The organism is Rhodanobacter sp. FW106-HT46G03 (genome assembly GCF_058789895.1).
Map to the genome: position 1 here is coordinate 2675193 of NZ_JBYTCC010000001.1, position 26010 is coordinate 2701202.

Annotated in this window: 26 protein-coding genes; 15 read left to right on the forward strand and 11 right to left on the reverse strand. The window is 68.4% G+C overall.

Features of this window, described 5'->3' with window-relative positions:
* Window positions 1-104: 104 nt before the first annotated feature.
* Both lolB and AC3WP6_RS11975 read right to left on the reverse strand, forming a co-directional pair.
* Window positions 105-713 (reverse strand): lipoprotein insertase outer membrane protein LolB, encoded by a 609-nt coding sequence (lolB, locus tag AC3WP6_RS11970; RefSeq protein WP_492627923.1) that lies wholly within the window; start codon window positions 711-713, stop codon window positions 105-107.
* Entirely contained in the window at window positions 710-2419 is a 1710-nt protein-coding gene (locus AC3WP6_RS11975) for a tetratricopeptide repeat protein (protein WP_492627924.1), read from the reverse strand. Before AC3WP6_RS11975 ends, lolB begins: the two co-directional genes overlap by 4 nt.
* 153 nt (window positions 2420-2572) lie before the next feature.
* Between AC3WP6_RS11975 and hemA the strand changes: the two genes are divergently transcribed.
* The 3 genes from hemA (at window position 2573) to AC3WP6_RS11990 (ending at window position 7109) form a co-directional block, all read left to right on the forward strand.
* Window positions 2573-3841 carry a glutamyl-tRNA reductase gene (gene hemA / locus AC3WP6_RS11980; protein ID WP_492627925.1) on the forward strand — a complete coding sequence of 423 codons (1269 nt, stop codon included), beginning with the start codon at window positions 2573-2575 and terminating at the stop codon, window positions 3839-3841.
* A 71-nt stretch (window positions 3842-3912) separates the two neighbouring features.
* Window positions 3913-4992 carry a peptide chain release factor 1 gene (gene prfA / locus AC3WP6_RS11985; RefSeq protein WP_492627926.1) on the forward strand — a complete coding sequence of 360 codons (1080 nt, stop codon included), beginning with the start codon at window positions 3913-3915 and terminating at the stop codon, window positions 4990-4992.
* Window positions 4989-7109, forward strand: coding sequence for an O-linked N-acetylglucosamine transferase, SPINDLY family protein (locus tag AC3WP6_RS11990; protein WP_492627927.1), 2121 nt, complete (start codon window positions 4989-4991; stop codon window positions 7107-7109). The genes prfA and AC3WP6_RS11990 overlap by 4 nt, the downstream gene beginning before the upstream one ends.
* Here the strand turns inward: AC3WP6_RS11990 and AC3WP6_RS11995 are convergent.
* The 3 genes from AC3WP6_RS11995 to AC3WP6_RS12005 are packed head-to-tail and all read right to left on the reverse strand — an operon-like array spanning window position 7099 to window position 9115.
* Window positions 7099-7365 carry an acylphosphatase gene (locus AC3WP6_RS11995; RefSeq protein ID WP_492627928.1) on the reverse strand — a complete coding sequence of 89 codons (267 nt, stop codon included), beginning with the start codon at window positions 7363-7365 and terminating at the stop codon, window positions 7099-7101. The genes AC3WP6_RS11990 and AC3WP6_RS11995 overlap by 11 nt on opposite strands.
* The gene (locus AC3WP6_RS12000; protein ID WP_492627929.1) at window positions 7365-7844 is read right to left on the reverse strand and encodes a TlpA family protein disulfide reductase; all 480 of its coding nucleotides are present in this window, start codon (window positions 7842-7844) and stop codon (window positions 7365-7367) included. The genes AC3WP6_RS11995 and AC3WP6_RS12000 overlap by 1 nt, the downstream gene beginning before the upstream one ends.
* A gap of 2 nt (window positions 7845-7846) precedes the next feature.
* Complete coding sequence (locus AC3WP6_RS12005; RefSeq protein WP_492627930.1) at window positions 7847-9115, reverse strand: YihY family inner membrane protein; 1269 nt, start codon at window positions 9113-9115, stop codon at window positions 7847-7849.
* A gap of 64 nt (window positions 9116-9179) precedes the next feature.
* Between AC3WP6_RS12005 and wrbA the strand changes: the two genes are divergently transcribed.
* The 4 genes from wrbA (at window position 9180) to AC3WP6_RS12025 (ending at window position 12363) form a co-directional block, all read left to right on the forward strand.
* Window positions 9180-9776 (forward strand): NAD(P)H:quinone oxidoreductase, encoded by a 597-nt coding sequence (gene wrbA, locus AC3WP6_RS12010; protein ID WP_492627931.1) that lies wholly within the window; start codon window positions 9180-9182, stop codon window positions 9774-9776.
* Window positions 9773-10129, forward strand: a complete 357-nt coding sequence (locus AC3WP6_RS12015; protein WP_492627932.1) for a DUF2069 domain-containing protein — start codon at window positions 9773-9775, stop codon at window positions 10127-10129. Before wrbA ends, AC3WP6_RS12015 begins: the two co-directional genes overlap by 4 nt.
* Window positions 10130-10193: 64 nt before the next feature.
* The gene (locus AC3WP6_RS12020) at window positions 10194-11822 is read left to right on the forward strand and encodes an acyl-CoA dehydrogenase family protein (protein WP_492627933.1); all 1629 of its coding nucleotides are present in this window, start codon (window positions 10194-10196) and stop codon (window positions 11820-11822) included.
* 49 nt (window positions 11823-11871) lie between these two features.
* Window positions 11872-12363: an asparaginase domain-containing protein gene (locus tag AC3WP6_RS12025; protein WP_492628697.1), complete on the forward strand. Its 492-nt coding sequence runs from the start codon at window positions 11872-11874 to the stop codon at window positions 12361-12363.
* A 281-nt stretch (window positions 12364-12644) separates the two neighbouring features.
* Here the strand turns inward: AC3WP6_RS12025 and AC3WP6_RS12030 are convergent, their stop codons facing one another.
* Both AC3WP6_RS12030 and sufT read right to left on the reverse strand, forming a co-directional pair.
* Window positions 12645-14795, reverse strand: a complete 2151-nt coding sequence (locus AC3WP6_RS12030) for a M4 family metallopeptidase (RefSeq protein ID WP_492627934.1) — start codon at window positions 14793-14795, stop codon at window positions 12645-12647.
* A gap of 664 nt (window positions 14796-15459) precedes the next feature.
* Window positions 15460-16017, reverse strand: coding sequence for a putative Fe-S cluster assembly protein SufT (sufT, locus tag AC3WP6_RS12035; protein WP_492627935.1), 558 nt, complete (start codon window positions 16015-16017; stop codon window positions 15460-15462).
* A 126-nt stretch (window positions 16018-16143) separates the two neighbouring features.
* Here sufT and AC3WP6_RS12040 point away from each other — a divergent pair, with 126 nt between their 5' ends.
* Entirely contained in the window at window positions 16144-16635 is a 492-nt protein-coding gene (locus tag AC3WP6_RS12040; RefSeq protein ID WP_492627936.1) for a hypothetical protein, read from the forward strand.
* Window positions 16636-16638: 3 nt separating this feature from the next.
* On the opposite strand, the gene AC3WP6_RS12045 is transcribed toward AC3WP6_RS12040, so the two are convergent.
* Both AC3WP6_RS12045 and AC3WP6_RS12050 read right to left on the reverse strand, forming a co-directional pair.
* Entirely contained in the window at window positions 16639-18111 is a 1473-nt protein-coding gene (locus tag AC3WP6_RS12045) for an NAD(P)(+) transhydrogenase (Re/Si-specific) subunit beta (protein WP_492627937.1), read from the reverse strand.
* Window positions 18108-18410: an NAD(P) transhydrogenase subunit alpha part 2 gene (locus AC3WP6_RS12050; protein ID WP_492627938.1), complete on the reverse strand. Its 303-nt coding sequence runs from the start codon at window positions 18408-18410 to the stop codon at window positions 18108-18110. The genes AC3WP6_RS12045 and AC3WP6_RS12050 overlap by 4 nt, the downstream gene beginning before the upstream one ends.
* A 138-nt stretch (window positions 18411-18548) precedes the next feature.
* On the opposite strand from AC3WP6_RS12050, the gene AC3WP6_RS12055 reads away from it, so the two are divergent.
* The 3 genes from AC3WP6_RS12055 to AC3WP6_RS12065 are packed head-to-tail and all read left to right on the forward strand — an operon-like array spanning window position 18549 to window position 20026.
* Complete coding sequence (locus AC3WP6_RS12055) at window positions 18549-19136, forward strand: RNA polymerase sigma factor (RefSeq protein WP_492628698.1); 588 nt, start codon at window positions 18549-18551, stop codon at window positions 19134-19136.
* On the forward strand, window positions 19133-19516 hold the full coding sequence (locus AC3WP6_RS12060) for a DUF3619 family protein (protein ID WP_492627939.1): 384 nt from the start codon (window positions 19133-19135) through the stop codon (window positions 19514-19516). The genes AC3WP6_RS12055 and AC3WP6_RS12060 overlap by 4 nt, the downstream gene beginning before the upstream one ends.
* Window positions 19517-19519: 3 nt before the next feature.
* Complete coding sequence (locus tag AC3WP6_RS12065) at window positions 19520-20026, forward strand: DUF3106 domain-containing protein (RefSeq protein WP_492627940.1); 507 nt, start codon at window positions 19520-19522, stop codon at window positions 20024-20026.
* Window positions 20027-20126: 100 nt separating this feature from the next.
* Here the strand turns inward: AC3WP6_RS12065 and AC3WP6_RS12070 are convergent, their stop codons facing one another.
* On the reverse strand, window positions 20127-21227 hold the full coding sequence (locus AC3WP6_RS12070) for an NAD(P) transhydrogenase subunit alpha (protein ID WP_492627941.1): 1101 nt from the start codon (window positions 21225-21227) through the stop codon (window positions 20127-20129).
* Between the two features lie 107 nt (window positions 21228-21334).
* On the opposite strand from AC3WP6_RS12070, the gene AC3WP6_RS12075 reads away from it, so the two are divergent.
* The 3 genes from AC3WP6_RS12075 to AC3WP6_RS12085 are packed head-to-tail and all read left to right on the forward strand — an operon-like array spanning window position 21335 to window position 23258.
* The gene (locus AC3WP6_RS12075; RefSeq protein WP_492627942.1) at window positions 21335-21751 is read left to right on the forward strand and encodes a cytidine deaminase; all 417 of its coding nucleotides are present in this window, start codon (window positions 21335-21337) and stop codon (window positions 21749-21751) included.
* Between the two features lie 50 nt (window positions 21752-21801).
* Window positions 21802-22371 (forward strand): nitroreductase family protein, encoded by a 570-nt coding sequence (locus AC3WP6_RS12080; protein ID WP_492628699.1) that lies wholly within the window; start codon window positions 21802-21804, stop codon window positions 22369-22371.
* Window positions 22368-23258, forward strand: coding sequence for a 5'-3' exonuclease (locus AC3WP6_RS12085; protein WP_492627943.1), 891 nt, complete (start codon window positions 22368-22370; stop codon window positions 23256-23258). The genes AC3WP6_RS12080 and AC3WP6_RS12085 overlap by 4 nt, the downstream gene beginning before the upstream one ends.
* On the opposite strand, the gene AC3WP6_RS12090 is transcribed toward AC3WP6_RS12085, so the two are convergent.
* Window positions 23239-23733 carry a peroxiredoxin family protein gene (locus AC3WP6_RS12090; RefSeq protein ID WP_492627944.1) on the reverse strand — a complete coding sequence of 165 codons (495 nt, stop codon included), beginning with the start codon at window positions 23731-23733 and terminating at the stop codon, window positions 23239-23241. The two genes, AC3WP6_RS12085 and AC3WP6_RS12090, sit on opposite strands and share 20 nt — an antisense overlap.
* A gap of 175 nt (window positions 23734-23908) precedes the next feature.
* Here AC3WP6_RS12090 and AC3WP6_RS12095 point away from each other — a divergent pair, with 175 nt between their 5' ends.
* Window positions 23909-25975 (forward strand): M13 family metallopeptidase, encoded by a 2067-nt coding sequence (locus AC3WP6_RS12095; protein WP_492627945.1) that lies wholly within the window; start codon window positions 23909-23911, stop codon window positions 25973-25975.
* Window positions 25976-26010 lie beyond the last annotated feature (35 nt).

The following is a 26010-nucleotide window of genomic DNA, read 5'->3' on the forward strand; positions in this document are numbered from 1 at the left end:
CGCGAAAGGACTGTCGGGCTGAGGCCCAACCCACAGGAGCACCGGCTTTCGTGGGTCGGGATTCATCCCGACCAAGGGCAGCCGAGCGGCGAAACGCTGAGGGTTCATGGCTGCAAATCCCAATTCTCGATCGACAGCCGCACCTTGTACGGCGGACGCGCGGCAAACACGGTGGTGGGCAGTGGCGGCGTGCGGGTGGTGTCCCACGCGCGGTACTCCACGCTCCAGCCATCCTGCGTCAGGAGCGACGGCAAGCGGTTGTCGCCAAAGGCGATCTCGGCCGGGCCACTGTCGGCACGCAAGCCCAGTACCCACGCGCGCAGGTCGCGCATCGGCACTTCCCAGCCGAGCGCACGCCGCATCAACGCCTCGGCATCCGGGCCATGCCGCGGGCCGCCATCCAGGCCTTCCAGCACGGCGCCGCTCGGGTCGCCATGCAACTCGAAACTGCGTCCGGTGATTGGCGTGCGGAATACGAACCGGTAGTGCTCGCCGTCCTGGGTCCAGGTGAAACCGCCGCTGCCGCCCTCATGGCCGTCGGAGACGCCGAGCCGTCCGCTCAATACCCAGTGGCTGGTGTGCACCAGTGCCTGCTCGCGCGCAAGTTGCGCGTTGAGCAATCCAGCGTCGCCCTTGATGCGCACCATCTGCGGTGCGCATGCCGCCAGCAGCAGCGGCAGCGCCGCCACCCAAAGTCGCACATGACGGTTCATGGGTGCAGTCGCTTGATGGTGTTGGCAAGGTTGACGTTGTGCGGGTCGAGCTTGCGCACCTGATCGAATACCTGCTCGGCCGCCGCATGATTGCCCTGCTGCCACAGCACTTCGCCCAGATGCACGCCAATATCGGCCTGTTTGCTGGCTTGCCACGCGCCGCGCAGGGTTTGCGCCGCCTGGGCAAGGTCGCCCATGCGGTATTGCAACCAGCCCCACGAGTCGGCAATGGAGGGATCGTTCGGCCGCGCGGCACGCGCGCGAGTCAGCAGCTGCTCGGCTTCGGGCAGGTCGCGGTTGGCGTCGGCCAGGGTAAAGCCGAGCGCATTGCTGGCGTCGACGTCGTCCGGCTTCTGCTTGAGGATGGCGCGGAAATCGCGTACTGCGTTGTCCACCTGACCGGCTTCGGCGTAGGCCAGCCCGCGCCCGTACAGCAGCCCGGAGTTGTTCGGCACCACTTGCAGTGCGCGGGTGAACGCGGTGATCGCCTGCACGTAGTTGCCTTCGCGCAGATACAGCTCGGCATCCAGCTGCCACGCCTGGCGCAGCTGGTCGGGCTGATCGAGGTAATCCAGCTGCAACTGGCCCAGCAGCTCGTGCGCCGCCGCGCCGCGGCCTTGCGCCTGCAGCAGCACCGCGCTGCGCAGATCGGCGTCGAACGCGTGCGGATCGTCGTCATCGACCTGTCCGTACCAGCTGAGCGCCTCGCTGCCACGGTGCAGCATTTCCGCGAGCTGGCCGAGCAGGTAGGCGCTGTGCTCGCGCACGCCGGCCGGCGCCTGCTGTACTTGCCGATACAGCGCGGTCAGCGCCTTGGTGTCGTTGCGCCGTGCCGCCAGCGCGGCGCGCAGGCGGTAGGTACCGACATCCTGCGGACCGTGGTCGAGCAACTTTTCGGCTGCCGCATAGTCGCCGGCCTCGCTCAGCATGCCAGCGTAGACCAGGCGCAGATGCACGTCGTTCGGTGACCGCGCGATCGCCTGCTTCAGCAGTTTCCGCGCGCCCGGCACGTTGCCGTTGTGGGCCTGCATGCGCGCGGCCCACGCATACACCTCACCGTTGTGCGGAAAGCGTGCCAGCGCCGCGTCCGCCAGATGCTGCGCCCACGCATGGCGGCCCAGCTTGTCGGCCAGCTCGCTCATCGCCAGCCACGCCTGCGGATCGGGCGGCAGGCGCTGCGGCGTCGCCAATTGCTCCAGCAGTTGCCCGGCCTGGGCCTGGTCGCGCGCGCCCACCAGCACGCGCGCAAACGAGCGCCACGCATCCTTGTCGCGGGTTTCGGTGAGCAGTTTCAACTGCCGCCGCGCCTCGGCGGTGTCGCCGCGGTCGAGCGCAAGCTGTGCGCGCGCCTGCGCCATCGCCGCCGGCTTGCCGCCCAGCGCCTGCCAGCGGTCGAGCGCGCGGGTGGCGGCCGCGTCGTCGTGGGTTGCAATGGCCAACAGCGCCGCACGCTCGGCCACCACGGGGTCGCTGCTGAGCGCCATCGCGCGGTCGTAGTGGCCGGAGGCCACCGCAAGATCGCTGCGTCCAAGCGCCATTTCGCCCGCCATGAGCTGCGCCAGCAGGTCGTGTTCGGCATCTGGCGTCGCCACCGTCATGCGCGCCATCGGCTGCGCCGGTGCCGGCGGACGCGTCGGCTTGGGCGGCAACGGCGCGCAACCGGCCAGCCCGAGCATCAACGCCGCCACTGCCGTAAAATGCCGCATTGGCTTGTCATCGCAACGCGCGTTTCGCACACTGACCACTTGTTTGTCCGCCGTCCGTCTGTCCGTTGCGCCATGTCCGGGTGGCTACCCAAGGCGCCGCGGCGACAAGCTTAGCCTACGCTGCCAGACACACGCCGGAATCTTCGTTACGCCATGCCGCTGATCGCCCTCGGGCTCAACCACCTCACTGCACCGATCGGTCTGCGCGAACAGGTGGCGTTCGACGCGGAGGCAACGCCGTTGGCGCTGCACGAGCTGCAGCACGAACCCGGCGTGGAAGAAGCCTTGATCCTGTCCACCTGCAACCGCACCGAGCTCTACGTGAGCGTGGCCGCCGGTGCCGAGGCGCTGCCGCGGGAGTGGCTGGGTCGCCAGCATCACCTGACCCCCGGCAAGCTCGACGAGTTCCTGTACCGCCACGACGAGCAGGAAGCCGCGCGCCATCTGTTTCGCGTCGCCACCGGACTGGACTCGATGGTGCTCGGCGAGCCGCAGATCCTCGGCCAGGTCAAGGACGCCTACCAGCTTGCGCGCGAGGCGCACACGCTCAAGGCGCCGCTGGATCGCCTGTTGCAGCACACCTTTGCGGTGGCCAAGCGGGTGCGCACGGAAACCCAGGTGGGTGCGCACACGGTGTCGATCGCGTTCACTGCGGTGCGCCTTGCCGAGCAGGTGTTTGCCGACCTGCACGAAGCCTGCGTGCTGCTGATCGGCGCCGGCGACACCATCGAGCTGGCGGCGCAGCACTTGGCCGACCGCAAGGTGCGCCGGCTGATCGTCGCCAACCGCACGCTGGAACACGCGCAGGATCTCGCCGGCCGCTACGGCGGCTACGCGATCGCGCTGGCCGACCTGCCGCAGCACCTGCCCGAGGCCGACGTGGTGATTTCCTCCACCGCCTCGCGGCTGCCGCTGGTCACCCGACCAATGATGGAGCGCGTGATCGCCACGCGACGCCGCAAGCCGGTGTTCATGGTGGACATCGCCGTGCCGCGCGACATCGAGCCGGCGGTGGGCGAGCTGCCGGACGTCTATCTCTACGGCATCGACGACCTGCAGCAGGTGATCGACGACAACCGCCGCTCGCGCGCCGCCGCCGCGCGCGAAGCCGAGGCCATCATCAACCTGCAGGTGGACCGCTACATGGCCTGGCGCCACGCGCTCGGCCTGCACAACCCGCTGGTGGCCATGCGCCAGCATGCCGAAAACCAGCGCGACGAAGTGCTGGAAAAGGCACGTACCCTGCTGGCCCACGGCAAGACGCCGGAGGAGGCGCTGGCCTTCCTCGCCCACACGTTGACCAACAAGCTGCTGCACGAACCCAGCGCCCACTTGCGCGAGGCGGCACTGTCCGGGGATCTCGACCTGCTGCACTCGGCCGGGCGGCTGTACGGACTGGACGAGCACAAGCCCGAACCCTAGCGGTGCGATGTGCCTTGCCGCCGGCGCGCGCTGCGCATCGGTGCCCTTCCCCATCACCGCTGCCGCCACGCATGACCCCATCCATCCGCCGCAAACTCGAAACCCTCGCCGAGCGCCACGAAGAGCTTGGCCTGCTGCTGGCGCAGCCGGACGTGCTGGCCGATGCCGCGCGCTTTCGCGAGCTGTCGCGCGAATATGCGCAGCTGGAACCGCTGGTGGCGGCGCTGCACGAACACACCGCAGCGCAGCGTGAGCTTGCCGAAGCGCGCGCGCTGCTGGACGACGCCGACCTCGGTGCGCTGGCAGCGGACGACGTCGCCCGCTGCGAGGCGCGGCTGGCCGAGCTCGACGGCGAGCTGCAAGTGCTGCTGCTGCCGAAAGACCCGCGCGACGAGGCCAACCTGTATCTCGAAGTGCGCGCTGGCACCGGCGGCGACGAGGCCGCGCTGTTTGCCGGCGACCTGCTGCGCATGTACCTGCGCTACGCCGAGCGTCGGCATTGGCAGGTGGAAGTGCTGAGCGAGCACGTGGGCGAAAAAGGCGGCTGCAAGGAGGCGGTGGTGCGCATTGAGGGCCGCGGCGCGTATTCGCGGCTCAAGTTCGAGTCCGGCACGCACCGTGTGCAGCGGGTGCCGGAAACCGAGTCGCAGGGGCGCATCCATACCTCGGCCGCCACGGTGGCGATCCTGCCCGAGCTGGACGAGATCGACACCATCGAACTGAACCCGGTCGACCTGCGCATCGACACGTACCGGTCTTCCGGCGCCGGCGGCCAGCACGTCAACAAGACCGACTCCGCCATCCGCATCACCCACCTGCCGACCGGCACCGTGGTCGAGTGCCAGGACGAGCGCAGCCAGCACAAGAACAAGGCACGTGCCATGAGCCTGCTGAAGGCGCGCCTGCTCGACGCGGCACAATCGCAGCAGGCCGCCGTGCAGGCGCAGGAGCGGCGCCTGCAAGTCGGCTCCGGCGACCGCAGCCAGCGCATCCGCACCTACAACTTCCCGCAGGGACGGATCACCGACCACCGCATCAACCTTACGTTGTATCGCCTACCCGAAATACTCGGCGGCGATCTGGACGAGCTGATCGACGCCCTGACGCGCGAGCATCAGGCCGACGAACTGAAGGCGCTGTCCGGATCATGAGCGACCTCACCGCACGCGAGCTGGCCGCCGCGCTCGAGCGTCTGGCGGAGCTGCTCGAACACGGCGCCAACGCGGCGGCGGAAACCCTCGCCGCGCACACGCGCGAACGCTTCCCGCACGAGCCGGAGCCGATCCGCCTGCACGCTCTGGCGCTGCTGCAATCAGGCCAGCGCGAACAGGCCCGGCAGGCGCTGCAGCACGCGGCACAAGTGGCCCCGCAGCACATCGCGACCCAGTGCAACCTCGCCACGCTCGAACTTGAAGACGGCGACCCCAATGCCGCCATTGTGCGTCTGCGCACTGCGTTGCGCCGGGCGCCCGGCCACCCCGACATCCTCAACGCCCTGGGCACGGCGCTGATGGCGGCGGCACGCCACGCCCAGGCGCGCGAAGCCTTTGCCATGGCCACCCACGGCGCACCGACGCACGCCGGCGTGCGCCTGAACCTCGCCGCGGCCGAGCTGGAACTCGGCCACGCTGCGCAGGCGGAAATCCACGCGCGGGAGGCCTTGCAACTGGTGCCGGAGTTGCCTGCTGCACACGCACTGCTCGGTCACGCGCTGCGCGCACAGCACCGCACCGCCGAAGCCGCACGCGTGTTTCTGGCGGCCGAACAGCGCGAACCGCACAACCCGGTGCACGCATATGAAGCCGGCCTGGCACTCGACGATGCCGGCGCGCTGGACGCTGCGGCCACGGCGTGGCGACGCGCGCTGCAAGCCGATACCGGGTTTGCCCCGGCGCTCGGCCAACTGGTCTACGCGCAACGCCGACGTTGCGACTGGCGCGGGCTGGACACGCTCGGCGCGCAGCTGCGCCGAGCGGTGGACAATCACCGCGAAGGCATTGGCCCGTTCGCGTTCCTCGCCGAGGACGCCGACGCCGCTGCACACCGCCGCTGCGCCGAAACCTACGCCGGCGTGATCGAACGCCGCATGGCGCCGCTGCGCACGCAACTGGCGCTGCCCGCGTTGATCCTGGCTGCGGAGGCGCCGATCCGCGTGGGCCTGGTCGCCGACGGCTTCGGCGCGCATGCCACCGGGCTGCTGCTGGTGGCGCTGATCGAAGCGCTGGCCACCAGCTCGCTCGACGTCCACCTGTTTGCCACTACGCCGGACGATGGCAGCGCCCTTCGCCGCCGCCTCGCCCGCGCCGCCACCATGCATGAGCTTGCCAGCATGAACGCCGCGCAGTCGGCGCTGGCGATCCACGCCGCCGGCATCGAGATCCTGTTCGACCTGAACGGTTACTGCGGCAAGGACAACGCCGAGCTGATGGCGCTGCGCGCCGCACCGGTGCAGGTGAACTACCTCGCCTACCCCGGCACCAGCGGCGCGCCGTGGATGGACTACCTGCTCGCCGACGCCACCGTTGTGCCGGATGCCATGCGCCCGGCCATCAGCGAAAAGCTGCTGCGCCTGCCGCGCTGCTACCAGCCCAGCGACACCACCCGCGCCGTCGCCCCCGCGCCATCACGCAGCGCGTCCGGCCTGCCGGAACACGGCACCGTGTTTGCCTGCTTCAATGCCGGCTACAAGCTCAACCCCGCCTCGTTCGCGCGCTTTTTGCACGTGCTTGATGGCGTGCCCGACGGCGTGCTGTGGCTGCTTTCCGTCGGTGCCGATGGCGACGAACGTCTGCGCCACGCTGCCACCGAACACGGCATCGCGCCGGCGCGCCTGGTGTTCCTGCCGCACCTGCCGCACACCGAATACCTCGCGCGCTACGCGCTGGCCGACCTGTTCCTGGATACCCTGCCGTACAACGCGCACACCACCGCATCCGACGCGCTGTGGGCCGGCTGCCCGGTGCTCACCCTGCGCGGCGAAACTTTTGCCGGTCGCGTCGCGGCAAGTCTGCTGGAACACGTCGGCCTGCCGGAGTTGATCGCCGACGACGAAACCGCCTTTGTCGAGAGCGCGATCGAACTCGGGCAAAACCCGAATGGGCTGGCCACGCTGCATCGCTACCTCGCGCAGCAAGGCCGCCGCAGCGAGCTGTTCGACATGCCGGGTTACGCCCGCGATTTCGAACGCGCCGTGCAATGGATCAGCGCGCGCCATCGCGCCGGCCTCGCGCCGCAAGACCACGATGTCGCGCCCGCCATCAGCCGGTGACAAACCCGCTGCGCGCGGCCTCCGCGATGTCTTCGCGCGCCACCGCCACGACCTTGGCCGCCGGTGGCCCCTGCCACAGCCAGCGTTCGAGCGCGACGAGCGCGGGCGCACTGCCTTCGGCGATCACCTCGACGCGGCCGTCCGCAAGGTTCGTCGCGCTGCCGGCCAAACCGAGCACACTGGCCTTCTCGCGGGCGCTGGCGCGAAAAAACACCCCCTGCACGCGGCCGCTGACGAGAAAGCGCGCGGCAGGCATCAAGGTTTGCCTTTCGCGATGGCGGCATCCAGCATCTTCGCGTCGATCGGACCGAGGAAGTGGGTGGCGACGGTGCCGTCCGGCGCAATCAGCCAGGTTGTCGGCAAGCCCCGAGGCTCGGCGAAATCCTTGAGCGGCTTGTCCAGCGTGACCTGCGCCACCGGATAACGCACCGGGTGTTTGGCGAGAAACGCCTTGATGTCCGCCGGCTCGCTGTCGTCGTAGGCGATGCCGATCGCACGCACATTCGCGTGGCTGCGCACGTAGCGCGAGAGGTCCGGCATCTCCTTGATGCACGGCACGCACCAGGTGGCCCAGAAATTGACGATCACCCAGTGCCCGCGCTGCGCGGCAAGGCTGAAGTGCCCGCCACCGAGCGTCGCCACTTCCAGTGCCGGGTGCGTCGGCATCGCCGCCTGCACCGGGTTGGCAACCGCCAGCGCAAGCAAGCACGCCGTCAGCCAGTGGAATCGCTTCATGCTCATGTCTCCGGGTGTCCGTCCGTCGTGCCGGCAGCGGGAAACGCCGTCGCCAGCGGCGTGCCCAATCGCACCTGCACCGCGTCGGCCAGCTCGTCGAGCTGCGCCAGCAACGGCATCGGCAGATCCAGCCCGAGCGCCGCCGCCGCGCTTGCCGGCTGCAGCGGCAACCGGTAGGTGCTGTGCCGGTACACGCGCAGCAAGTCGGCGCTGTCGAGCGCACGGCTGAGCAGCCAGCCGCCGGCCTCGCTGCGCTGGATCAGGTCGGCACGCGCAAGGTCGTCGAAATACGCCGCCACCGCGGCACCACGCAGACGTGGCTCGACCGCCACGATCGCGGCCGCATCGACCGTGGCGCCACGCCGCTGGGCGCTGACGAAATGCCCCAGCACGATCATCAGGCCAAGAAATTCCTCGCCCTCGGGCAAGCCTTCCGCCGGCGGCTGGTAATCGAACGCAGAGGCCGACGCCGCGATCGACGCGCCCAGGATCACGATGATCCACGACAGGTAGATCCACAGCAGGAAAATGGGGATCACCGCGAGTGCACCGTAGATCTCGCTGTAGCTGTGCGCGTGATGCACGAAGCGCGCGAACCCCCAGCGCGCCAGCTCGAACAGCACCGCACCGAGCAGCGCGCCGATCACCGCCTTGCGCCATGCCACGCGGCAATTCGGGATCAGGCCGTACATCAGCCACAAGGTGGCAAAGGTGACCACGAACGGCAGCACGCCGAGCATGCGCTGCCCAGCGCTCTCCAACTGTCCGGCCGCCTCGGCGAGCAGCGGGATGGCGGTGACATACGAGGTGAGCGCAATGCCGCCGACCACCAGGATCGGCCCCAGCGTCAGGGCCGCCCAGTACAGCAGCAGGCGCGACCCCCAGCGCCGCGCCTGGTGCACGCGCCAGATGCGGTTCAGGCGGTCCTCGATGCTGACCATCATCGCGATCGCGCTGAACAGCATCACCAGGATGCTGAGCCCGGTGAGCTTGCTGGCGTTGGCGGCGAACGCGATCAGGGTCTCCTGCACGCGCTCGCCGGCGGCCGGCACGAAGTTGCGGAACACGAAATCCAGCAATGTGCCGCGCGCCTGCGCAAACATGGGGAACGCCGCGAACATCGCCAGCATCGCCACCGTCAGCGGCACCAGCGACACCAGCGTGGTGTAGGACAACGCGCCCGCGGTCTCGAAGCATTTGTCGTCGACGAAGCGTCGCCACAGAAAGCGGCCAAAGCTCACCAGACGGTCGCGGTCGAAGCGCTGTTTCATGGGCGATGGTCAGCCTCGCGGGAATCGCCCGTACACTAGCGCAACATCTTCGCCACGCCCACGCATGCTCGACATCCTCGTTCTCTACTACAGCCGTCACGGCCACACCGCGCTGCTCGCGCGGCTCATCGCGCGCGGCATCGAGGAGGTGCCCGGTGCGGTGGCGCGCCTGCGCCAGGTGCCGCCGGTGGCGCCGGTGACCGAAGTGGCGCAGCCCCCGGTGCCGGAAGACGGCGCGCCCTACGCCACCCGCGACGACCTCGCCCAATGCAGCGGCCTCGCGCTGGGCAGCCCGACGCGGTTCGGCAACATGGCCGCGCCGCTCAAGTATTTTCTTGACGGCACCGCCGCCGAATGGGTCAGCGGCACGCTCGCCGGCAAGCCTGCCGCCGTGTTCACCTCCACCACCACGATGCATGGCGGCCAGGAATCCACCCTGTTGTCGATGGCGCTGCCGCTGCTGCATCACGGCATGCTCCTGGTCGGCATTCCGTTCACCGAACCCGAGCTCACGACGACGCAGACTGGCGGCTCGCCGTACGGCGCCACCCATGTCAGCGGCCCGCAGGGTGACCGCCCGATCAGCGAACACGAACGCACCCTCGCCCGCGCGCTCGGCCGCCGGCTCGCCAACGCCGCCCGCCGGCTCGCCACGCCATGAATGCACCACTCCCCATCGAACAAAAACTCGGCCTTGCCGCCTGGGCCGCGCTCACGCTGTTGCAGCCGGTGTGGCATGGCTGGCTGTTCCCCATGGCAAGCAGCGCCGCCACCGTGTGGATCGTCGCCATCGCCACCGTGCCCCTGCTGCTGCCGCTCTTCGCGCTGCGCCGCGTGACGCGCGCGCTCTTATGGGTCGGCATCCTCGCGCTGTTCTACTTTTGCCACGGCGTGGCCGAAGCGTGGAGCCTGCCGGCCGAACGTGCACTCGCCATCGTCGAAATCGCCCTGACCCTGGTGCTGATCGCCGCCCTCGGCGCCGGCGTACGGCGGCCGCGGCGCAGCAACCCCTGATCCACGCGCGCGCCTTCACGCCACGCTGCCTATACTCGCCCCGTTCCCGCAACGGAGGCTCGCCATGGCATTCCTGCAGACCGCGCCGCAACTGGCGCATCCGTGGCGCGAGGAGCGCGTGTTGCATGCGTGGCTGGATCGCGTGCTGCCGGCGGGGCGTCGCGCAGCGCTGGACGCCGACCTTGATGCGCTCGGCGATTACGCACTTCACGCTTGGCAACGTGCGCGCACTATCACTCCGCGCACGCCGGTGCTGACCCAGTGGGACGCGTGGGGGGCACGCGTGGATCGCATCGAGCTCACGCCGACGTGGCAGGAAGGCGCCGCCATCACGGCCCAGCACGCGGTGCTGGCGGCAGGCCATGAAGCGAGCGAATACGCGCGGCTGGAAGAGTTTGCCCGGGTATACCTCTACCACGTGGCCAGCGAGTTCTACACCTGCCCGCTGGCAATGACCGACGGTGCGGCAACGGTGCTGAAAGCCTCGGACAATCGCGAGCTCATGGCACGCGCGCTGCCGCATTTCCTCAGCCGCGACCCGGCGACGCTGTGGCTGAGCGGCCAATGGATGACGGAAACCCACGGCGGCTCGGACGTCGGCAACACCGAAACCGTTGCACGCAAGAGCGACGACGGCCAGTGGCGCCTGTACGGCCGCAAGTGGTTCAGCTCGGCGGTGGTCGGCGAAGCCGCGCTGGCCCTCGCGCGACCGGAAGGCGCCGGTGCCGGTTCCGGCACGCTCGCGTTGTTCTACGTGGAAACCATGGACGGTGCGCACCGCCGGCCTGAGCTTTCCATCGACCGGTTGAAGGACAAGCTCGGCACGCGCGAGCTGCCCACCGCGGAGATCCATCTGGACGGCCTGCCGGCGTGGCCGGTCGGCGAGCTCGCACACGGCGTGCGCCAGATTGCGCCGGTACTCAACATCACGCGCACCTGGAACACGATTTGCGCGGTGGCGCACATGGCCCGTGCGATCGAGCTGGCGCGCGACTACGCCATGCACCGCGAAACCTTCGCCCGCCCGCTGATCGAGCAGCCGCTGCACGCGCAGACGCTGGCCGACATGCAGGCCGAATTCGAGGGCGCGTTTGCGCTGGGGTTCGAGGTGGCGCTACTGCTGGGCCGGGTGGAACACGGCACCGCCGCGCCGCACGAAGTGCAGCTTTTGCGCCTGCTGACGCCGCTGGCAAAGCTGTGGACCGGCAAGCTTGCGGTGCGCATCTGTTCCGAAGCACTCGAATGCTTCGGCGGCCAGGGCTACATCGAAGACACCGGCCTGCCGCAATTGCTGCGCGACGCACAGGTGTATCCGATCTGGGAAGGCGCCACCAACGTGCTCGCGCTCGATGCGCTGCGCACCCTCGACGGCAGTGCGCTGATGGCGCTGCGCACCGCCTGCGCGGCGTGGAACAAAGGCGGCGATCCGCGCGCGGCGTTCGCGATCGACGCGGCGCTGGACGCGGCGCAAGCCCACCTCGACGCCGACCGCGCCCGGCTCGAAGCGGGCGCGCGCGGCATCGCGCTCACGCTGGCGCGCTGCGCGGCGGCGGCCCTGCTCACGCGGCAGGCCACGTGGTCACAGGAGCGTGCCGACGCGCGTCCGGCGGCGGCGTTGCGGCGGTTTCTCGGCCACGGCCTGACGCGCCTGGCCGATACCGAGCCGGACGATACCCACCTGCTGCTGGGCTGAGCGGCAAAGCCCGCTAAAATGGCGGCCTTACCTTGAGCGGCGCATGACCATGCAACACCTCACCATCGTCACCACCGGCGGCACCATCGACAAGATCTATTTCGACGACAAGTCGGACTACAAGATCGGCGCGCCGCAGATCGGCGACATCCTCGGCCAGCTCGGCGTGGCGTTCACTTTCGACGTGATCCCGATCCTGCGCAAGGACAGCCTGCACATCACCGACGAGGACCGCGCGCTGATCCGCTCCACCATCGAGGCGCAGCCGGCGCGGCACGTGCTGGTCACCCACGGCACCGACACCATGGTGGAGACAGCCAAGGTGCTGGCCGGCATTCCCGGCAAGGTGATCGTGCTCACCGGCGCACTGAACCCGGCACGGTTCCAGGGCTCGGACGCGGTGTTCAACGTGGGCTGCGCCGTGGCCGCGGTGCAGACCCTGGCCGACGGCGTGTACATCACCATGAACGGTCGTGTATGGGACCCGGCGCACGTGCGCAAGAACCGTGCGGAAAACCGGTTTGAGGAAGTGCGTGGCTGAGGCCCGCGGAAACGCCTTGAAAAAGCGTACTTGAGAGCTGGGTCTGCGTGAGGCTGGCGCCCACCCCTGCCACGCCTACCCGAACATTCTGGGATGGTTCCACGCCGGATCGAACGCCGGGCTGATCACGCCCTCGACGAAGGCCTGGATCATGTCCCACCTGGCCGTGGGCATTGTCCATTCGGGCGCCCCCATGACCAAGAACCCCGGCCAAGGCCGGGGTTCTTGGTCGCAAGTGCCGGACACGGCGCCGGTTGCCCCGCGCCGTGCCGGTATCGCCATCAGTTCAACGTTTCGGTCAGCGTCACGCCCGAATACGTCTGGTACGCACGCACCGCGATGTAGTACGTGGTGGTGGTCGACGGGGTGAAGCTGCAGCTCTCACTGTTGCCGGTCTTGTACGGGCGGCAGTTGTAGCTGGTGGTGGTCGGCGCCGAGCCGGCCCGCACGTACAGGTCCGCATCGCCCGTACCGCCGGAGATGGCAAACACTGCCGTATGGCCGGCCTGCACGGTTTCGGTGTAGGTGGGCGACCAGTAACCGGTCGCCACCGTGGGCAGGCTCACGCTGGTGGTGGTGCCACCACCCGTGCCGCCGGTGGTGTAGGAGGCCTTCACCGAGACGCCCGAGTACGCCGCATAGGCGTGCACCTTGATGTAGTACTTGCCGACCTGCGGTGCGGCCACGGTGCAGCTTTCCGCGTTGCCGGTCTTGTACGGGCGGCAATCGTAGCTGGACGTGGTCGGCGCGCTGCCGAACTTGGTGTACAGGTCGGCATCGCCAGTGCCGCCGGAGATCGACATCACCAGGTTGCTGGCACCGGTTGGCACCGAGATGAAGTAATCGTTGTCGGCCCCGCTCGCGGCCGACACGCCGGTCACCGCAACGTTGTTGGTCAGCTCCGTCACGCCGGTCGTGCCGCCACCGCCGGTACCCGGGCAGGTGACCCCCACCGCGGTGAAGGCGGCCACCACGTCATTGACGACGTAGCCAAGATCGGTTGCCGCCGACTCCACGCCGCACGCGCCGGAGTTGAACGTGGACGTGGCCGTCCAGTACGACTTGTTCGCCAGGGCGAAAACCTGGAACGCCTTCTTGACGTCCCAGCCGCCGGTCTTGGCCAACACGCAGAACGCCTTGTTGTACACGCCGCTCGAATAATGCACATCGAGGCCGGAGGTGTAGTTGGCCGCGTTGTCGATCGAGCCGCCATCCTGCGGGGGGTTGCACATGTAGCGCAGTGCATCGCCAATGCCGGCACTGGTCTTGACGATGTCCTCGCCGACCAGGAAATCGGCGGCGCCGCGGTCGTAGAACTCCGCCGCCTCGCCGGCGATGTCCGAGTACGCCTCGTTCATGCCGCCGGACTGCCCGGTGTATTCCAGGTTCGAGTTCTGCTCGGTGTAGCCGTGGCTGATCTCGTGGCTGGTCACGTCGAGCGACACCAGCGGGTAGAACGTGCTGGCGCCGTCACCGAAGTTCATCGCCGTGCCGTCCCAGAACGCGTTCTCGTAATTCGACTGATAGTGCACGTTCATCCGCAGCTGCATGTTGAGCGGCGGTGCCCCCATGTAGGACACGTACATGTCATGCACCACGCCACCGAAGTGGTGCGCGTCATTCACCGGCGAATACGCGCCATTGATCGCGTCGGTATCGCTGTTCGGGCAGGTGAAACTGACGATCGAGCCACCGCTGCTCGCGTGGTTGAGGTTGTAGGTGACGACGTTGGTGTTCTGCAACGTGCAGGTGCTGCCGGATTGCGCGACGTCGAGCGCCGCGTAGTCGGTGCCGTACACATATTTGCCGGTTTTCTGGTTGCCGCCGGGGCCGGTTGCGCTGGCATCGGTCAGGCCGTCCCAGCTTTTCAACACCTCGCCGGTGTTGGCGTCCACGATGGCGGTCGGACGCGTGGGCAGGCTGTCGTTGACGAAATACGACACGCGATAGACCAGCCGCGCCGCGCCGTCATCCATCGGGTAGACGAACAGATCCGACTGCTGATTGGCCATCTTTGCGCCGGCAGTCAGCATCGTATGGGCGTGTGCCTTGAGGCGCGCAATGGCGGCCGCGCCGGTAAGCTTCGGCGTCACCGAGCTCACCCCGGAGACGTTGCCCTGCAAGAGCTCGCCGGTGGCGCGCAGTGCGTTGCCCTGCGCATCCTGCAGCACGGCCACGCTGCGGCCGTATACCGGTACGCCGCGGTACATCTGTTGCTGGCGCACCACGCGATGGCCATCGGGCAGCGCCACCGTGCTGCGCGGTGCCAGCGTGGCACCGGCTCCCAGACCAAGGCGTGCCGCCAGCGTGTTGCCCGGTGCAGCGGCAAGGTTCTGCACCCGCACCACCTGGGCATTGCCGGCCGCGGCAACGCCGGCCATGGCCATCCCCACGGCGGCCACCAGCACCTTCAAACGAAACTCGTTCTGCATTGATCGACTCCTGGACTTTTTTTGAGACAAGCAGGCCCGATGCGGCCTGACCGGCCTCATGCGAGAAATGCCGTGCGTGGCACGGCCCAAATGCGCTTGCGATCCAGCGACCCCGGCGGTCGCGTCGAAACAGGCTGCGCCCCTAGCAATCCTTGCGTCGCAGCGGGTTGACGCACTACGGCCCAGCGGCAAGACGCCGCTTCGAGGTCATTCGTCGCCCTCCCCGGTGGCGAACCGCCAGCACGTTATTCCTTGCGAGCATGACGCGCAAGAAATTTTCACATCGGTTCGGTGACTCCAGTCACAGCCCGCGGCTTTTGGCACTTCACGGCCGTGCACCGCACAACGCGTCCACACGCGTCATGACCGTGTATTCGGCCAGTGCCTGGCCTTTGCGGACCGATGCACAGCGCGCTCACGCCACACGGCGTCGGTCGCGCACAAACAAACGGGAACCGGAGAGACAACGGTTCCGCAGGACGCAGAAGCTTGCGTACGGTGCCGCCCACACGGCAAAACAGGGTGTTCGTGGGTCGGGTCCGCACCTCCGTCGCCACGCAGCACTGCGTCCACCCCGACGTTGGCGGTGCCCTTTGCCCCGCACCAACGACAAGCGCCCGCAAAAGCGGGCGCAAGGCAATGGCCGCAGCGAACGAAGCTACAGCTACAGCATGCCGGTTTCGAGCTTGGCCTCTTCCGACATCATGGTGTGGTTCCACGGCGGGTCGAACACGAGGTCGACGTCGGCCTCGGCCACGGTCGGGATCATCAGGAGTTTGGTGCGCGCATCGTCGACCAGGATGTCGCCCATGCCGCAGCCCGGCGCGGTCAGCGTGAGCTTGACGTAGACCCGGCGCTGCCCGTCGTCGCGTTTTTCGAGGCTCATGTCGTAGACCAGGCCGAGGTCGACCACGTTCACCGGGATCTCGGGGTCGAACACGCCGTGCAGCTGCTGCCAGCACAGTTTTTCGACGTCGGCGTTGGTGGCGTTTTCCGGCACCGTCAGCGGGGCGGGCTTCTCCTTGCCCAGCGCATCGGCGTCGTCACCGGCGATGCGGAACAGGTTGCCGTCCACATACACCGTGAAGCTGCCGCCGAGCGCTTGCGTGATGTAACCGATCTGGCCGGCCGGCAGCGTCACCTCTTCACCCTGCGGCACCATCACCGCATCGCAGTCGCGCGAAAAGGTTACCGGTTCGCTGCTCAGCGCAAATCCACTCATGCCACATCACCTTTTGTCGAAGACCCATGCCGCACGTCGCGTACAGCAGGTCGATTATGTCGCAGCGCGTCGCCGCCTGCCTGTCCCAGATCAGGCGCCACCCCGGGGGGCCGGTGCAATGCGGTTATGATCGGCGTTTTCGCCTTGCCGATCGACGCCTTGCCTCCTGCTTCCCCGCCTTCCGCCTCGGCCCTGCGCACGCTGGCCGGCCTCGTCTTTGCGGCGTTCAGCGCGGCCATGCTCGGACTCGCCGCCGGCGCGGTCTGGATGGTGGCGGCGATGTATCTGCAACGCGCTCCGGACTGGTTGGCGTTTGCTGCCGGCGCTCTGCTGGCGCTGGCTACCCGACACTGGCTGCGCCGCCCAGGCCTCGCGGCGGCACTGCTGGCCATGTTCGCGACCCTGCTGGCAGCGCTGTATTTCAACGTGTTGATCGCCGCCGTCCGGCTGGCCGCCAACTTCGATCTGGGGCTGGTCGAGGCGATGCGCACTGCCGGCATTGCCATGTTGATTGCGCTAGCGCGCGTCGGACTGACGCCGGGCGAGCTGGCGTGGTATCTGCTGGCAGCGCTGTTTGCCGGCTGGCTTGCGTGGCGCCCCGGCGCCCGCAAGCCCTGAAGGTCAGTCGTCGATCGCCTTCAGTGCGCTGACCAGTTGCCCGGCAGCAGCCTGGCCGTCGCCGTACAGCATGCGCGTGTTGTCGGCGTAGAACAGCGCGTTTTCGATGCCGGCAAAGCCGCGGCCCTTGCCGCGCTTGATGACGATGACGTGCTTGCACGCCGCCACGTCGAGGATCGGCATGCCGTAGATCGGCGAACCGGGATCGGTCTTGGCCATCGGGTTCACCACGTCGTTCGCGCCGATCACCAGCGCCACGTCGATGTTGGGAAACTCGGCGTTGATGTCGTCCATGTCCTCGATCAGGTCGTAGGGCACGCCGGCCTCGGCCAGCAGCACGTTCATGTGCCCCGGCATGCGCCCGGCCACCGGGTGGATGGCGAATTTCACTTTCACGCCGCGGTCGATCAGCGCCTTGGCGAACTCCCACACCTTGTGCTGGGCCTGCGCCACCGCCATGCCGTAGCCCGGCACGATCGCCACGCGCTCGGCGTAGGCCATCATCACCGCCGCGTCGGCGGCGTCGATCGGCTTTTGTGCGCCGCTGATTTCCTGCGCCGTCCCACTGGCGGCGGCGCCGAAGCTGCCAAACAGCACGTTGCTGATCGAGCGGTTCATCGCCTTGGCCATGAGCTGGGTCAGCAGCGTGCCGGCCGCGCCCACCACCATGCCGGCAATGATGATCGCCTCGTTGCCCAGCACGTAGCCTTCAAATGCCACGGCCAGCCCGGTGAACGCGTTGTACAGCGAGATCACCACCGGCATGTCGGCGCCGCCAATCGGCAGCGTCATCATCAATCCGAACGCGAGCGCCAGCAGGAAGAACGCGCCGATCAGCGGCAGCGTCAGCCCGTTGCCGATCAGTGCCGCCGCGCAAGCCAGCGCCGCCACCAGCACGACCAGGTTGATCACGCGCTGGCCGGGAAACACGAAGCGCTTGTCCATCCAGCCCTGCAGCTTGGCAAACGCGATCATCGAGCCGGAAAAGCTCACCGCGCCGATCAGCGCGCCTAGCACGCCAAGCACCAGCACCGCCGTCGGCAACGGGGCGACCGCCTCGGCGGCCTGGCGGGCCGCGTCGGCAGCCCAGTTTTCGAGCTTGAGCGGCGCGGTGTCCGGCACCGCCAACGCGCCGTGGCGCGCATGTGCGATCAACTCCACCGCGCCGATCGCGGCCGCGGCACCGCCGCCCATGCCGTTGTAGATCGCCACCATCTGCGGCATCGCCGTCATCGCCACCCGGCGGCCGGTCCACCAGGCAACGACCACGCCGATCAGCACCGCGGCAAAGATCAGCCCGCGGTGCTGCATGTCCGGCAGCGCAAACGTGGCCAGCACGGCAACCAGCATGCCCACGCCGGCCCACACGATGCCGCCGCGCGCGGTGCGCGGCGAGCTCATGCGCTTCAGGCCCAGGATGAACAACAGCGCCGCCAGCAGGTAGCAGGCCTTGACCAGCGTCGGTACCCAGCTCATGGCTTGCCCCCCGGCTTTTTCGCGCTGGGTTTGAACATCTCCAGCATGCGTTCGGTCACCACGTAGCCGCCGGCGGCGTTGCCGGCACCGAGCAGCACGGCGACAAAACCGAGTGCGGTCTCAAACGGCGTCGTGGCATGGCCGAGCGCTATCATCGCCCCCACCAGCACGATGCCGTGCACGAAGTTGGAGCCGGACATCAGCGGCGTGTGCAGGATCACCGGCACCCGCGCAATGATTTCGTAGCCGGTGAATGCGGCCAGCATAAAGATGTACAGCGCCAGGAACCCGTCGAGCATGTGTCTCCCCCGCCTCGCAGTCGCGACTGCCGCATCATACGGTGCGTGGTCAACCTGCGCGAGCCCGCAGCGTTGAACACGGGTACCGAACCGCTGGAGCGCACGCATGCACAGGCCGACGACGCGGACGCAGCCGGCATGAATGGCCTTGCAACAACCTTCGACGCAGAGCTCGTCGCGGACAGCGCGTGCGCGGCGCCGGCAACGCTGGACACCTTCCTGGCCGGCGTGGAGCGCCGCGCGTTCCGCATTGCCGAGATCAATCTGCGCCAGCACGAAGACGCGATGGATGCCGTCCAGGACGCCATGTTGCGCCTGGTCAGCCATTACCGTGACAAGCCGGCGAACGAATGGGCGCCGCTGTTCTGGGGCATCCTGCGCCGACGCATCGTTGACCTGCAGCGCCGGCGCAAGGTGCGTTCCATCGTGATCGGCTGGCTGGGCGGCGGGCACGACGACAATGGCGAGGAGCTGCCGAGCTGGGACCCGGCCGACACCGGCCCCGACCCGCTCGACCGCGTGCGCGATGCCCAATCCTGGGCCGACCTCAGCCGCGCGCTGCGCGCGTTGCCGCGCCGCCAGCGCGAGGCATTCTCCCTGCGCATGCTGGAAGGCCTCGACGTGGCCGAAACCGCGCAGGCCATGGGCTGCTCCGAAGGCAGCGTGAAAACCCACCTGTCGCGCGCCATGCAACGGCTGCGCAAAGAGTTGGAGGATTGGCAATGAAGACGTCCGATGAAACCTTCGCGCGCCAAGCCCGCACGCTTTACCACACGGCGGCGCAGCGGCTCGACCCGGCGCTGGCCGCGCGGCTGCGCACGGCGCGCCGTGAGGCGCTGGCCGGCACGGCGCGTCCGGCACGCCGCGTCGCGCGCTGGCTGGTGCCTTCCGGCGCCTGTGCCGCGATTGCCCTGGCGGCCGTGCTGAGCTGGCCAACCATGCCGCTCACTGACGCGGGCGTGGCGGGCAGCACGGCAAGCGCCAACCAGACGACCGAAGCCGACAACCTGTTGCCACCCGACCCGGAACAGGCCGATCCCAACCTTTACCAGAACCTCGATTTCTACGGTTGGCTCGCCGCCAACGCCCGCCAACCAGCCCACTGACCCATGCGCGTACGTTTCCACCCCCTGTGGTTGCTGGTCATGGCCACCTTGCTCGGCTTCGCCACCACCCTGCCGCTGGCGGCCCAGGATGCGCCGGTGGCGTGGAGCAGCCTCACGCCCGCACAACGCGACCTGCTCGCGCCGCTGCAACCGGCATGGGACACGGTGCCGGCACGCCGCCAGCAGCACCTGCTGGAAAAAAGCGAACACTGGGTGACGCTGCCGCCGGAACAACGTGACGAAGTGCGGCGCCGCATCGAACACTGGCAGGAGATGACCCCGCAAGAGCGGGCGCAGGCACGCGAAAACATCAAGCTCTATCGCGCCATGCCACCGGAACAGCGCGAACAGCTGCACGCGGCCTACCAGCGGTTCCAGACCTTGCCACCGGATCAGCGCGCCACCCTGATGCAGGAGTGGCATTCGATGCCGCCCACCCAGCGCTTGCAATGGCTGCACCAGGGCGACGCTGGCGGCATGGCACCGGCAGCGCGCCGGCCGCATCGCTGAACGCGGCACCTGTCGGGCTGAAGCCCGACCCACGAAAGTCGCGCCGGTGGGTCGAAGTTCATCCCGACACGCTCCTGCCGGGCGTCCCCGGCAGGACGAATCAGGCTTTGAACAGCACCTCGCCGGCACGCACGACGCAGCTCTTGGCGACCAGCTCGTCGCCGAAATCGGGGGCAAGCGCGCCTTCTTTCAGCAGCAGTTCGACGAAGTGCAGCACATTGCGCGCGTACATCTCCGACGCGTGCAGCGGTGCGCCGGCTGGCAGGTTGAGCGGCCCCAGCACGATGACGCCGTGGTGGTCGACCCGCTCGCCGGGTTTGGTCAGCGCGCAATTGCCGCCGCTTTCGGCCGCCAGGTCGACGATCAGCGCGCCGGGCTTCATGCCTTCGATCATCGCCGCTGAAAGGATCTTCGGCGCCGGACGCCCGGGTACCGCCGCGGTGGACACCACCACGTCGAACGCCTTGAGATGATCGGCCAATGCCTGTTGTTGCGCGGCGCGTTCCTCCGCCGACAGCTCGCGCGCATAGCCGCCGCTGCCGGCGGCGCTGACGCCGAGATCAAGGAACTTGGCGCCGAGCGATTCCACCTGTTCACGCGTCTCCGGACGCACGTCGTAACCCTCGACCTGCGCACCGAGCCGGCGTGCGGTGGCGATCGCCTGCAGACCGGCCACGCCGGCGCCGATCACCAGCACCTTGCTCGGCCGGATGGTGCCGGCCGCGGTGGTCAGCATGGGGAAGAACTTGGGGCACGCTTCGGCGGCGATCAGCATCGCGCGGTAACCGGCCACGGCAGCCTGCGAGCTGAGCACATCCATCGCCTGCCCGCGGGTGGTGCGCGGCAACAGCTCCAGCGCAAAGGCGCTGAGCTTGCGCGCGGCCAGCGCGGCGATACGCGCAGTCGCGCCATAGGGCCGCAACTGCCCCACCACCAGCGTGCCTTCGCGCAGCTGGCCAAACACGGCGTCGTCGGGCGGCAACACGCAGGCCAAAAGGTCGGCCTGCGCCAGCACTTCATCCGCGCTGGCAAACGCCGCCTCGGGGTAGGCCGTGTCGGGAAAACCGGCGGCACTGCCCGCCCCGCGCTCCAGCAGCACGCGCACGTCCTTCGCCGCCAGTTTCTTCGCCACCTCGGGCGTGATCGCCACGCGGCGCTCGGCCGCAGCCGTTTCCCGCAAGGCAGCTACCGTGATCGGCATTGCACATCCCCTCGTCGATGACCCCGTGCATCTTATCGACTCTGACGCCGCTGCCACCAGCGCGGCACGCGCTAAGCTGGCATGCCGTCCAGGTTCCGGAAGACGCGATGGCACTTGCCCCTGTCCATGCCGATTTGCTCGCCCTTGCCCGCAGCGCACGCCAGCATGCCCACGCGCCTTATTCGGGCTTTGCCGTGGGCGCCGCCGTGCGCACCCGCGACGGCCGGCATTTCCTCGGCTGCAACGTCGAGAACGCGGCCTACGGCCTGTGCAACTGCGCCGAGCGCACGGCGCTGTTCGCCGCGATCGCGGCCGGCTGCCAGCCGGGCGATTTCGTCGCGCTGGCGGTGGTGGCCGACACGCCCGAGCCGGTCAGCCCGTGCGGTGCCTGCCGGCAGGTGATGAGCGAACTGTGCGCGGCGGACATGCCGGTGATCCTCGGCAGCCTTGGAGTCGCCAGCAGCCAGACCAGCGTCGGCGCGCTCCTGCCCGATGCCTTCACCCTGCAGGCGCCTGCGCGCTGAAGCAGCGCGAGGCGCCGGTTACCATGCAGGTTTCCGTCAGCGATCCCGCCATGTCCAACCCGCTGCAATTCCTGCTCGACCGCCACTCCGTTCCCTCGCGCCAGTTGATCGAACCGGCGCCTGACGACGCGATGCTGCGCGAGTTGCTGGCCGCGGCGATCCGGGTGCCCGACCACGGCACGCTGGTGCCGTTCCGGCTGATCCGGCTTGCAGGCGAGGCCAAGCTGCAGTTTGGCGAACGCCTCGCCGCGATCGCGCTACGCAAGAACCCCGATCTGCCCGAGCCCAAGCGCGAGAAAGAGCGCAAGCGTTACACTTGGGCGCCGCTGGTGATCGCCGTGATCGTGCGGCTCGACGTCAGTGGCCGCATCCCGGACATCGAGCAGCGCCTGAGCGCCGGTTGCGTCGCGCACAACCTGCTGCTGGGCGCGCAAGCGCTGGGCTTCGGTGCGCAGTGGCTTACCAGTTGGGCGGCGTACGACCACGACGCAGCCGCGGTGCTCGGGCTGGCGGACCACGAACACGTGGTGGGCTTCGTGCACATCGGCACGCCGAAGATCGGGGTGCCGAACCGCAAGCGCCCGGCGCTCGACGACGTGCTGTCCACGTGGGCGCCATGAACGCGCCCGGCGCCTACCTGGTCGACGGCAGCCTGTACGTTTTTCGTGCCTGGCATTCGCTGCCGGACGATTTTCGCGACACCGACGACCGCCCGGTCAACGCGGTGCACGGCTTCACGCGTTTCCTCTGCGAGCTACTGGAAAAGGTGCAGCCGCAGCGCATCGCGGTCGCCTTCGACGCCTCGCTCACCAGCTCGTTCCGCAACGCGATCTACCCGCCCTACAAAGCCAACCGCGAGCTGCCGCCGCCCGATCTGGAGCACCAGTTCGTGCTGTGCCGGGCGGTCACCGCCGCGCTCGGCATCCAGGTGCTGATCGACCACCAATACGAGGCCGACGACCTGATCGGCAGTGCGCTGTGGAACCTGCGCGGCCACGGCGAGGCCAGCGTGATCGTCTCTGCCGACAAGGATTTTGGCCAGTTGCTGGGCGCGCACGACGAGCAATGGGACTATGCGCGCAACCACCGCTGGGGCCCGGATGGCGTGGTGGAAAAACTCGGTGTGCGGCCCGAACAGGTGGCCGATTACCTCGCGCTGTGCGGTGACGCGGTGGACAACATCCCTGGCGTGCCTGGCATCGGCGCCAAGACCGCTGCCGCGCTGCTCACCCGCTTCGGCACGCTGGACGACCTCCTCGCGCGCATCGACGAGATCCCGTTCCTGCGCCTGCGCGGCGCCGCCAGCATGGCGGCCAAGCTGCGCGAGCACGGCGAGGATGCGCTGCTGTATCGCCGCATCACGCGCATTGCGCTGGATGCGCCCATCCCCGCCGACATCGACGCGCTGCGCCGCCACGGCGCCGACGCGGCGCAACTGCATGCACTGGCCGACCAATTGCGCTTCGGGCCGCTGACGCGCGCCCGGCTCAAGGCGCTGGCCGACTGACGCCAGCCTCCGCCTCGGCCAGCAGCCGCCCGATCGCCACACCCAGCGACAGATCATCCACGGTGCCGAAATGCTGGTCGCGCAGCACGCCGTCGGCATCGATCAGAAGCAGCGTCGGCGTGCCCTGCATGCGATACCTCTGCATGGTCAGCGGGATCGGGCCGGCGTCCGTCGGCGTGTCGACGCCAACCGGAAAGCCGTAGCGGTACTCGTGCAAGAAAGCCTCCAGCGCTTCGGGATTCTGCTGCGCGTGGTGCTCGAACACCGTGTGCAGGCCGATCACGGCGAGCCGCTCCGGCGGAAATGCCGAATGGATGCGCTGCATCTGCGGCAGCGCCGTCATCGCGCAGCCGGGGCACAGCATCTGGAACGCGTGCGCAACCACCACCTTGCCGCGCAGGCTGGCCAGCGTCAGCGGTTCGCTGTTGAACCAGCGGGTAACCTGCCACTCGGGCGCAAGATCGGCAGCGGGCATAGGGTACCTCCGGCAAGGAACAAAACGGCCCGCCCAACGGGCCTGCCGCCAGTCTAGTGGACGGCCACCAGGCACGATCCGGCTCGCCGGCACCCCGCATGCGCCAAGGGTCATGCTTCGCCCGTCCGCGCGACGCGCTATCGTGCCGGTCTCACCTCTTTGCGCGGAACCGCCCATGCACCACTCCCATTGGCTGCTTGCCACCGCCATCGCCGCCGGCCTGTGCGGCACCCCGGCATGGGCCGCCGCGCCTGCCACCGCCAGCTCGAACATCGGCATCGACCTGGCCGGGGTCGACCACGCGGTCAAGCCGGGCGACAACTTCTTCGACTACGCCAACGGCACCTGGCTCAAGACCGCGCAGATTCCCGCCGACCGTTCCAGCACCGGCACCTTTCTCAAAATTTTCGAGCTGACCGAGCAGCACACTGCCGACCTCATCCGCAACGCCAATGCGGGCCACCCGGCCGCCGGCAGCAACGCGCGCAAGATCGCCGACTACTACGCCGCGTACATGGACGAGGCCGCGATTGCGCGCAACGGCATGGCGCCGCTCAAGCCCGAACTGGCCGCCATCGACGCGATCAAGTCCAAGGGCGACCTCGCGCGCATGCTCGGCAGCCGCCTGCGCGCCGACGTCGACCCGATCAACTCCACCCACTTCCACACCGAGCACCTGTTCGGCCTGTTCGTGACGCAGGGCCTGGAAGACCCGAGCCACACCATCGCCTACCTGTTGCAGGGCGGCCTGGCGATGCCGAGCCGCGATTACTACCTGTCGACCGAACCGCACATGGCCGAAGCGCGCGCCAAGTACCGCGCCTACGTGGTCGCCTTGCTCAAGCAGGCCGGCCATGCCCAACCGGAACAGACCGCCGACACCGTGATCGCGCTGGAAACCAAGATCGCCAAGGCGCAGGAAACCCTGATCGACAGCCAGGACGTGCACAAGGCGAACAACCTGTGGACGGCCGCCGACTTCGCGAAAAAGGCGCCGGGGCTGGATTGGGCCACGTACTTCAAGGCGGCCGGCCTCGCGGGCCAGAAGACCATTGACGTGTGGCAACCCCACGCCACCACCGGCCTGGCCGCACTGGTCGGCAGCGAGCCGCTGGCAGCGTGGAAGGATCTGCTCGCCTTCCACACCCTCGATGCCGCCGCGCCGTTGCTGCCCAAGGCGTTTGCCGACCTGCATTTCGATTTCTACGGCCACACGCTGCAAGGCACACCCGAGCAGCAGCCGCGCTGGAAGCGTGCGGTGGGCGCCACCAACACCGATCTCGGCGACGCCGTGGGCCAGCTCTACGTGGCCAAATATTTCCCGGCCTCGTCCAAGACCGAAGTGCAGCAACTGGTCAAGAACCTGATTGCCGCGTTCAACGACCGCCTCGACACCCTGGCGTGGATGACGCCGGCCACGCGCGCCAAGGCGAAGGAAAAACTCGCAACGCTGAAGGTTGGCGTCGGCTACCCGGGCACCTGGCGCAGCTACGCGGCGCTCGACATCCGGCCCGACGACCCGCTCGGCAACCACCAACGCGCGGTGAAACACGAGTACGAGCATCAGCTGGCCAAACTCGGCAAGCCGGTGGATCGCAGCGAATGGTGGATGACCCCGCAGACGGTGAACGCGGTGAATCTGCCGCTGCAGAACGCGCTGAATTTCCCGGCCGCCATCCTGCAGGCGCCGTTCTTCGACCCCAGGGCCGACGCCGCCGCCAACTACGGTGCGATCGGCGCCATCATCGGCCACGAGATCAGCCACAGCTTCGACAACACCGGCGCGGATTTCGACGCCCAGGGCAAGCTCGAAAACTGGTGGACACCTGCCGATCTCGCGCATTTCGAGGCCGCTGGCAAGGCGCTGGTCAAGCAGTTCGACCAGTACCAGGCGCTGCCCGGCCTGCACGTCAACGGCGAGCAGACGCTGGGCGAAAACATCGCCGACGTCTCCGGCCTGACCATCGCCTGGGTCGCCTACCACAAGTCGCTCGGCGGCAAGCCGGCGCCGGTGATCGACGGCCTCACCGGCGACCAGCGCTTCTTCCTCGCCTTCGGCCAGGCCTGGCGCAGCAAGATCCGCGACGCCGCACAACGCCAGCGCCTTGCCACCGACGTGCACGCCCCGGCACAGTTCCGCGCCCTCACCGTGCGCAACCTCGACGCCTGGTACCCCGCGTTCAACGTGAAGCAAGGCGAGAAGCTGTACCTCGCACCGACGCAGCGGGTGAAGATCTGGTAGCTGGCAGCCGGGATGCGGGATTGGGGATTTGGGAA

Coding starts and splice junctions, on each gene's coding strand:
- lolB (WP_492627923.1), bottom strand. CDS start 713: ATGAACCGTCATGTGCGACTTTGGGTGGCGGCGCTGCCGCTGCTGCTG.
- AC3WP6_RS11975 (WP_492627924.1), bottom strand. CDS start 2,419: ATGCGGCATTTTACGGCAGTGGCGGCGTTGATGCTCGGGCTGGCCGGT.
- hemA (WP_492627925.1), top strand. CDS start 2,573: ATGCCGCTGATCGCCCTCGGGCTCAACCACCTCACTGCACCGATCGGT.
- prfA (WP_492627926.1), top strand. CDS start 3,913: ATGACCCCATCCATCCGCCGCAAACTCGAAACCCTCGCCGAGCGCCAC.
- AC3WP6_RS11990 (WP_492627927.1), top strand. CDS start 4,989: ATGAGCGACCTCACCGCACGCGAGCTGGCCGCCGCGCTCGAGCGTCTG.
- AC3WP6_RS11995 (WP_492627928.1), bottom strand. CDS start 7,365: ATGCCTGCCGCGCGCTTTCTCGTCAGCGGCCGCGTGCAGGGGGTGTTT.
- AC3WP6_RS12000 (WP_492627929.1), bottom strand. CDS start 7,844: ATGAAGCGATTCCACTGGCTGACGGCGTGCTTGCTTGCGCTGGCGGTT.
- AC3WP6_RS12005 (WP_492627930.1), bottom strand. CDS start 9,115: ATGAAACAGCGCTTCGACCGCGACCGTCTGGTGAGCTTTGGCCGCTTT.
- wrbA (WP_492627931.1), top strand. CDS start 9,180: ATGCTCGACATCCTCGTTCTCTACTACAGCCGTCACGGCCACACCGCG.
- AC3WP6_RS12015 (WP_492627932.1), top strand. CDS start 9,773: ATGAATGCACCACTCCCCATCGAACAAAAACTCGGCCTTGCCGCCTGG.
- AC3WP6_RS12020 (WP_492627933.1), top strand. CDS start 10,194: ATGGCATTCCTGCAGACCGCGCCGCAACTGGCGCATCCGTGGCGCGAG.
- AC3WP6_RS12025 (WP_492628697.1), top strand. CDS start 11,872: ATGCAACACCTCACCATCGTCACCACCGGCGGCACCATCGACAAGATC.
- AC3WP6_RS12030 (WP_492627934.1), bottom strand. CDS start 14,795: ATGCAGAACGAGTTTCGTTTGAAGGTGCTGGTGGCCGCCGTGGGGATG.
- sufT (WP_492627935.1), bottom strand. CDS start 16,017: ATGAGTGGATTTGCGCTGAGCAGCGAACCGGTAACCTTTTCGCGCGAC.
- AC3WP6_RS12040 (WP_492627936.1), top strand. CDS start 16,144: ATGATCGGCGTTTTCGCCTTGCCGATCGACGCCTTGCCTCCTGCTTCC.
- AC3WP6_RS12045 (WP_492627937.1), bottom strand. CDS start 18,111: ATGAGCTGGGTACCGACGCTGGTCAAGGCCTGCTACCTGCTGGCGGCG.
- AC3WP6_RS12050 (WP_492627938.1), bottom strand. CDS start 18,410: ATGCTCGACGGGTTCCTGGCGCTGTACATCTTTATGCTGGCCGCATTC.
- AC3WP6_RS12055 (WP_492628698.1), top strand. CDS start 18,549: ATGAATGGCCTTGCAACAACCTTCGACGCAGAGCTCGTCGCGGACAGC.
- AC3WP6_RS12060 (WP_492627939.1), top strand. CDS start 19,133: ATGAAGACGTCCGATGAAACCTTCGCGCGCCAAGCCCGCACGCTTTAC.
- AC3WP6_RS12065 (WP_492627940.1), top strand. CDS start 19,520: ATGCGCGTACGTTTCCACCCCCTGTGGTTGCTGGTCATGGCCACCTTG.
- AC3WP6_RS12070 (WP_492627941.1), bottom strand. CDS start 21,227: ATGCCGATCACGGTAGCTGCCTTGCGGGAAACGGCTGCGGCCGAGCGC.
- AC3WP6_RS12075 (WP_492627942.1), top strand. CDS start 21,335: ATGGCACTTGCCCCTGTCCATGCCGATTTGCTCGCCCTTGCCCGCAGC.
- AC3WP6_RS12080 (WP_492628699.1), top strand. CDS start 21,802: ATGTCCAACCCGCTGCAATTCCTGCTCGACCGCCACTCCGTTCCCTCG.
- AC3WP6_RS12085 (WP_492627943.1), top strand. CDS start 22,368: ATGAACGCGCCCGGCGCCTACCTGGTCGACGGCAGCCTGTACGTTTTT.
- AC3WP6_RS12090 (WP_492627944.1), bottom strand. CDS start 23,733: ATGCCCGCTGCCGATCTTGCGCCCGAGTGGCAGGTTACCCGCTGGTTC.
- AC3WP6_RS12095 (WP_492627945.1), top strand. CDS start 23,909: ATGCACCACTCCCATTGGCTGCTTGCCACCGCCATCGCCGCCGGCCTG.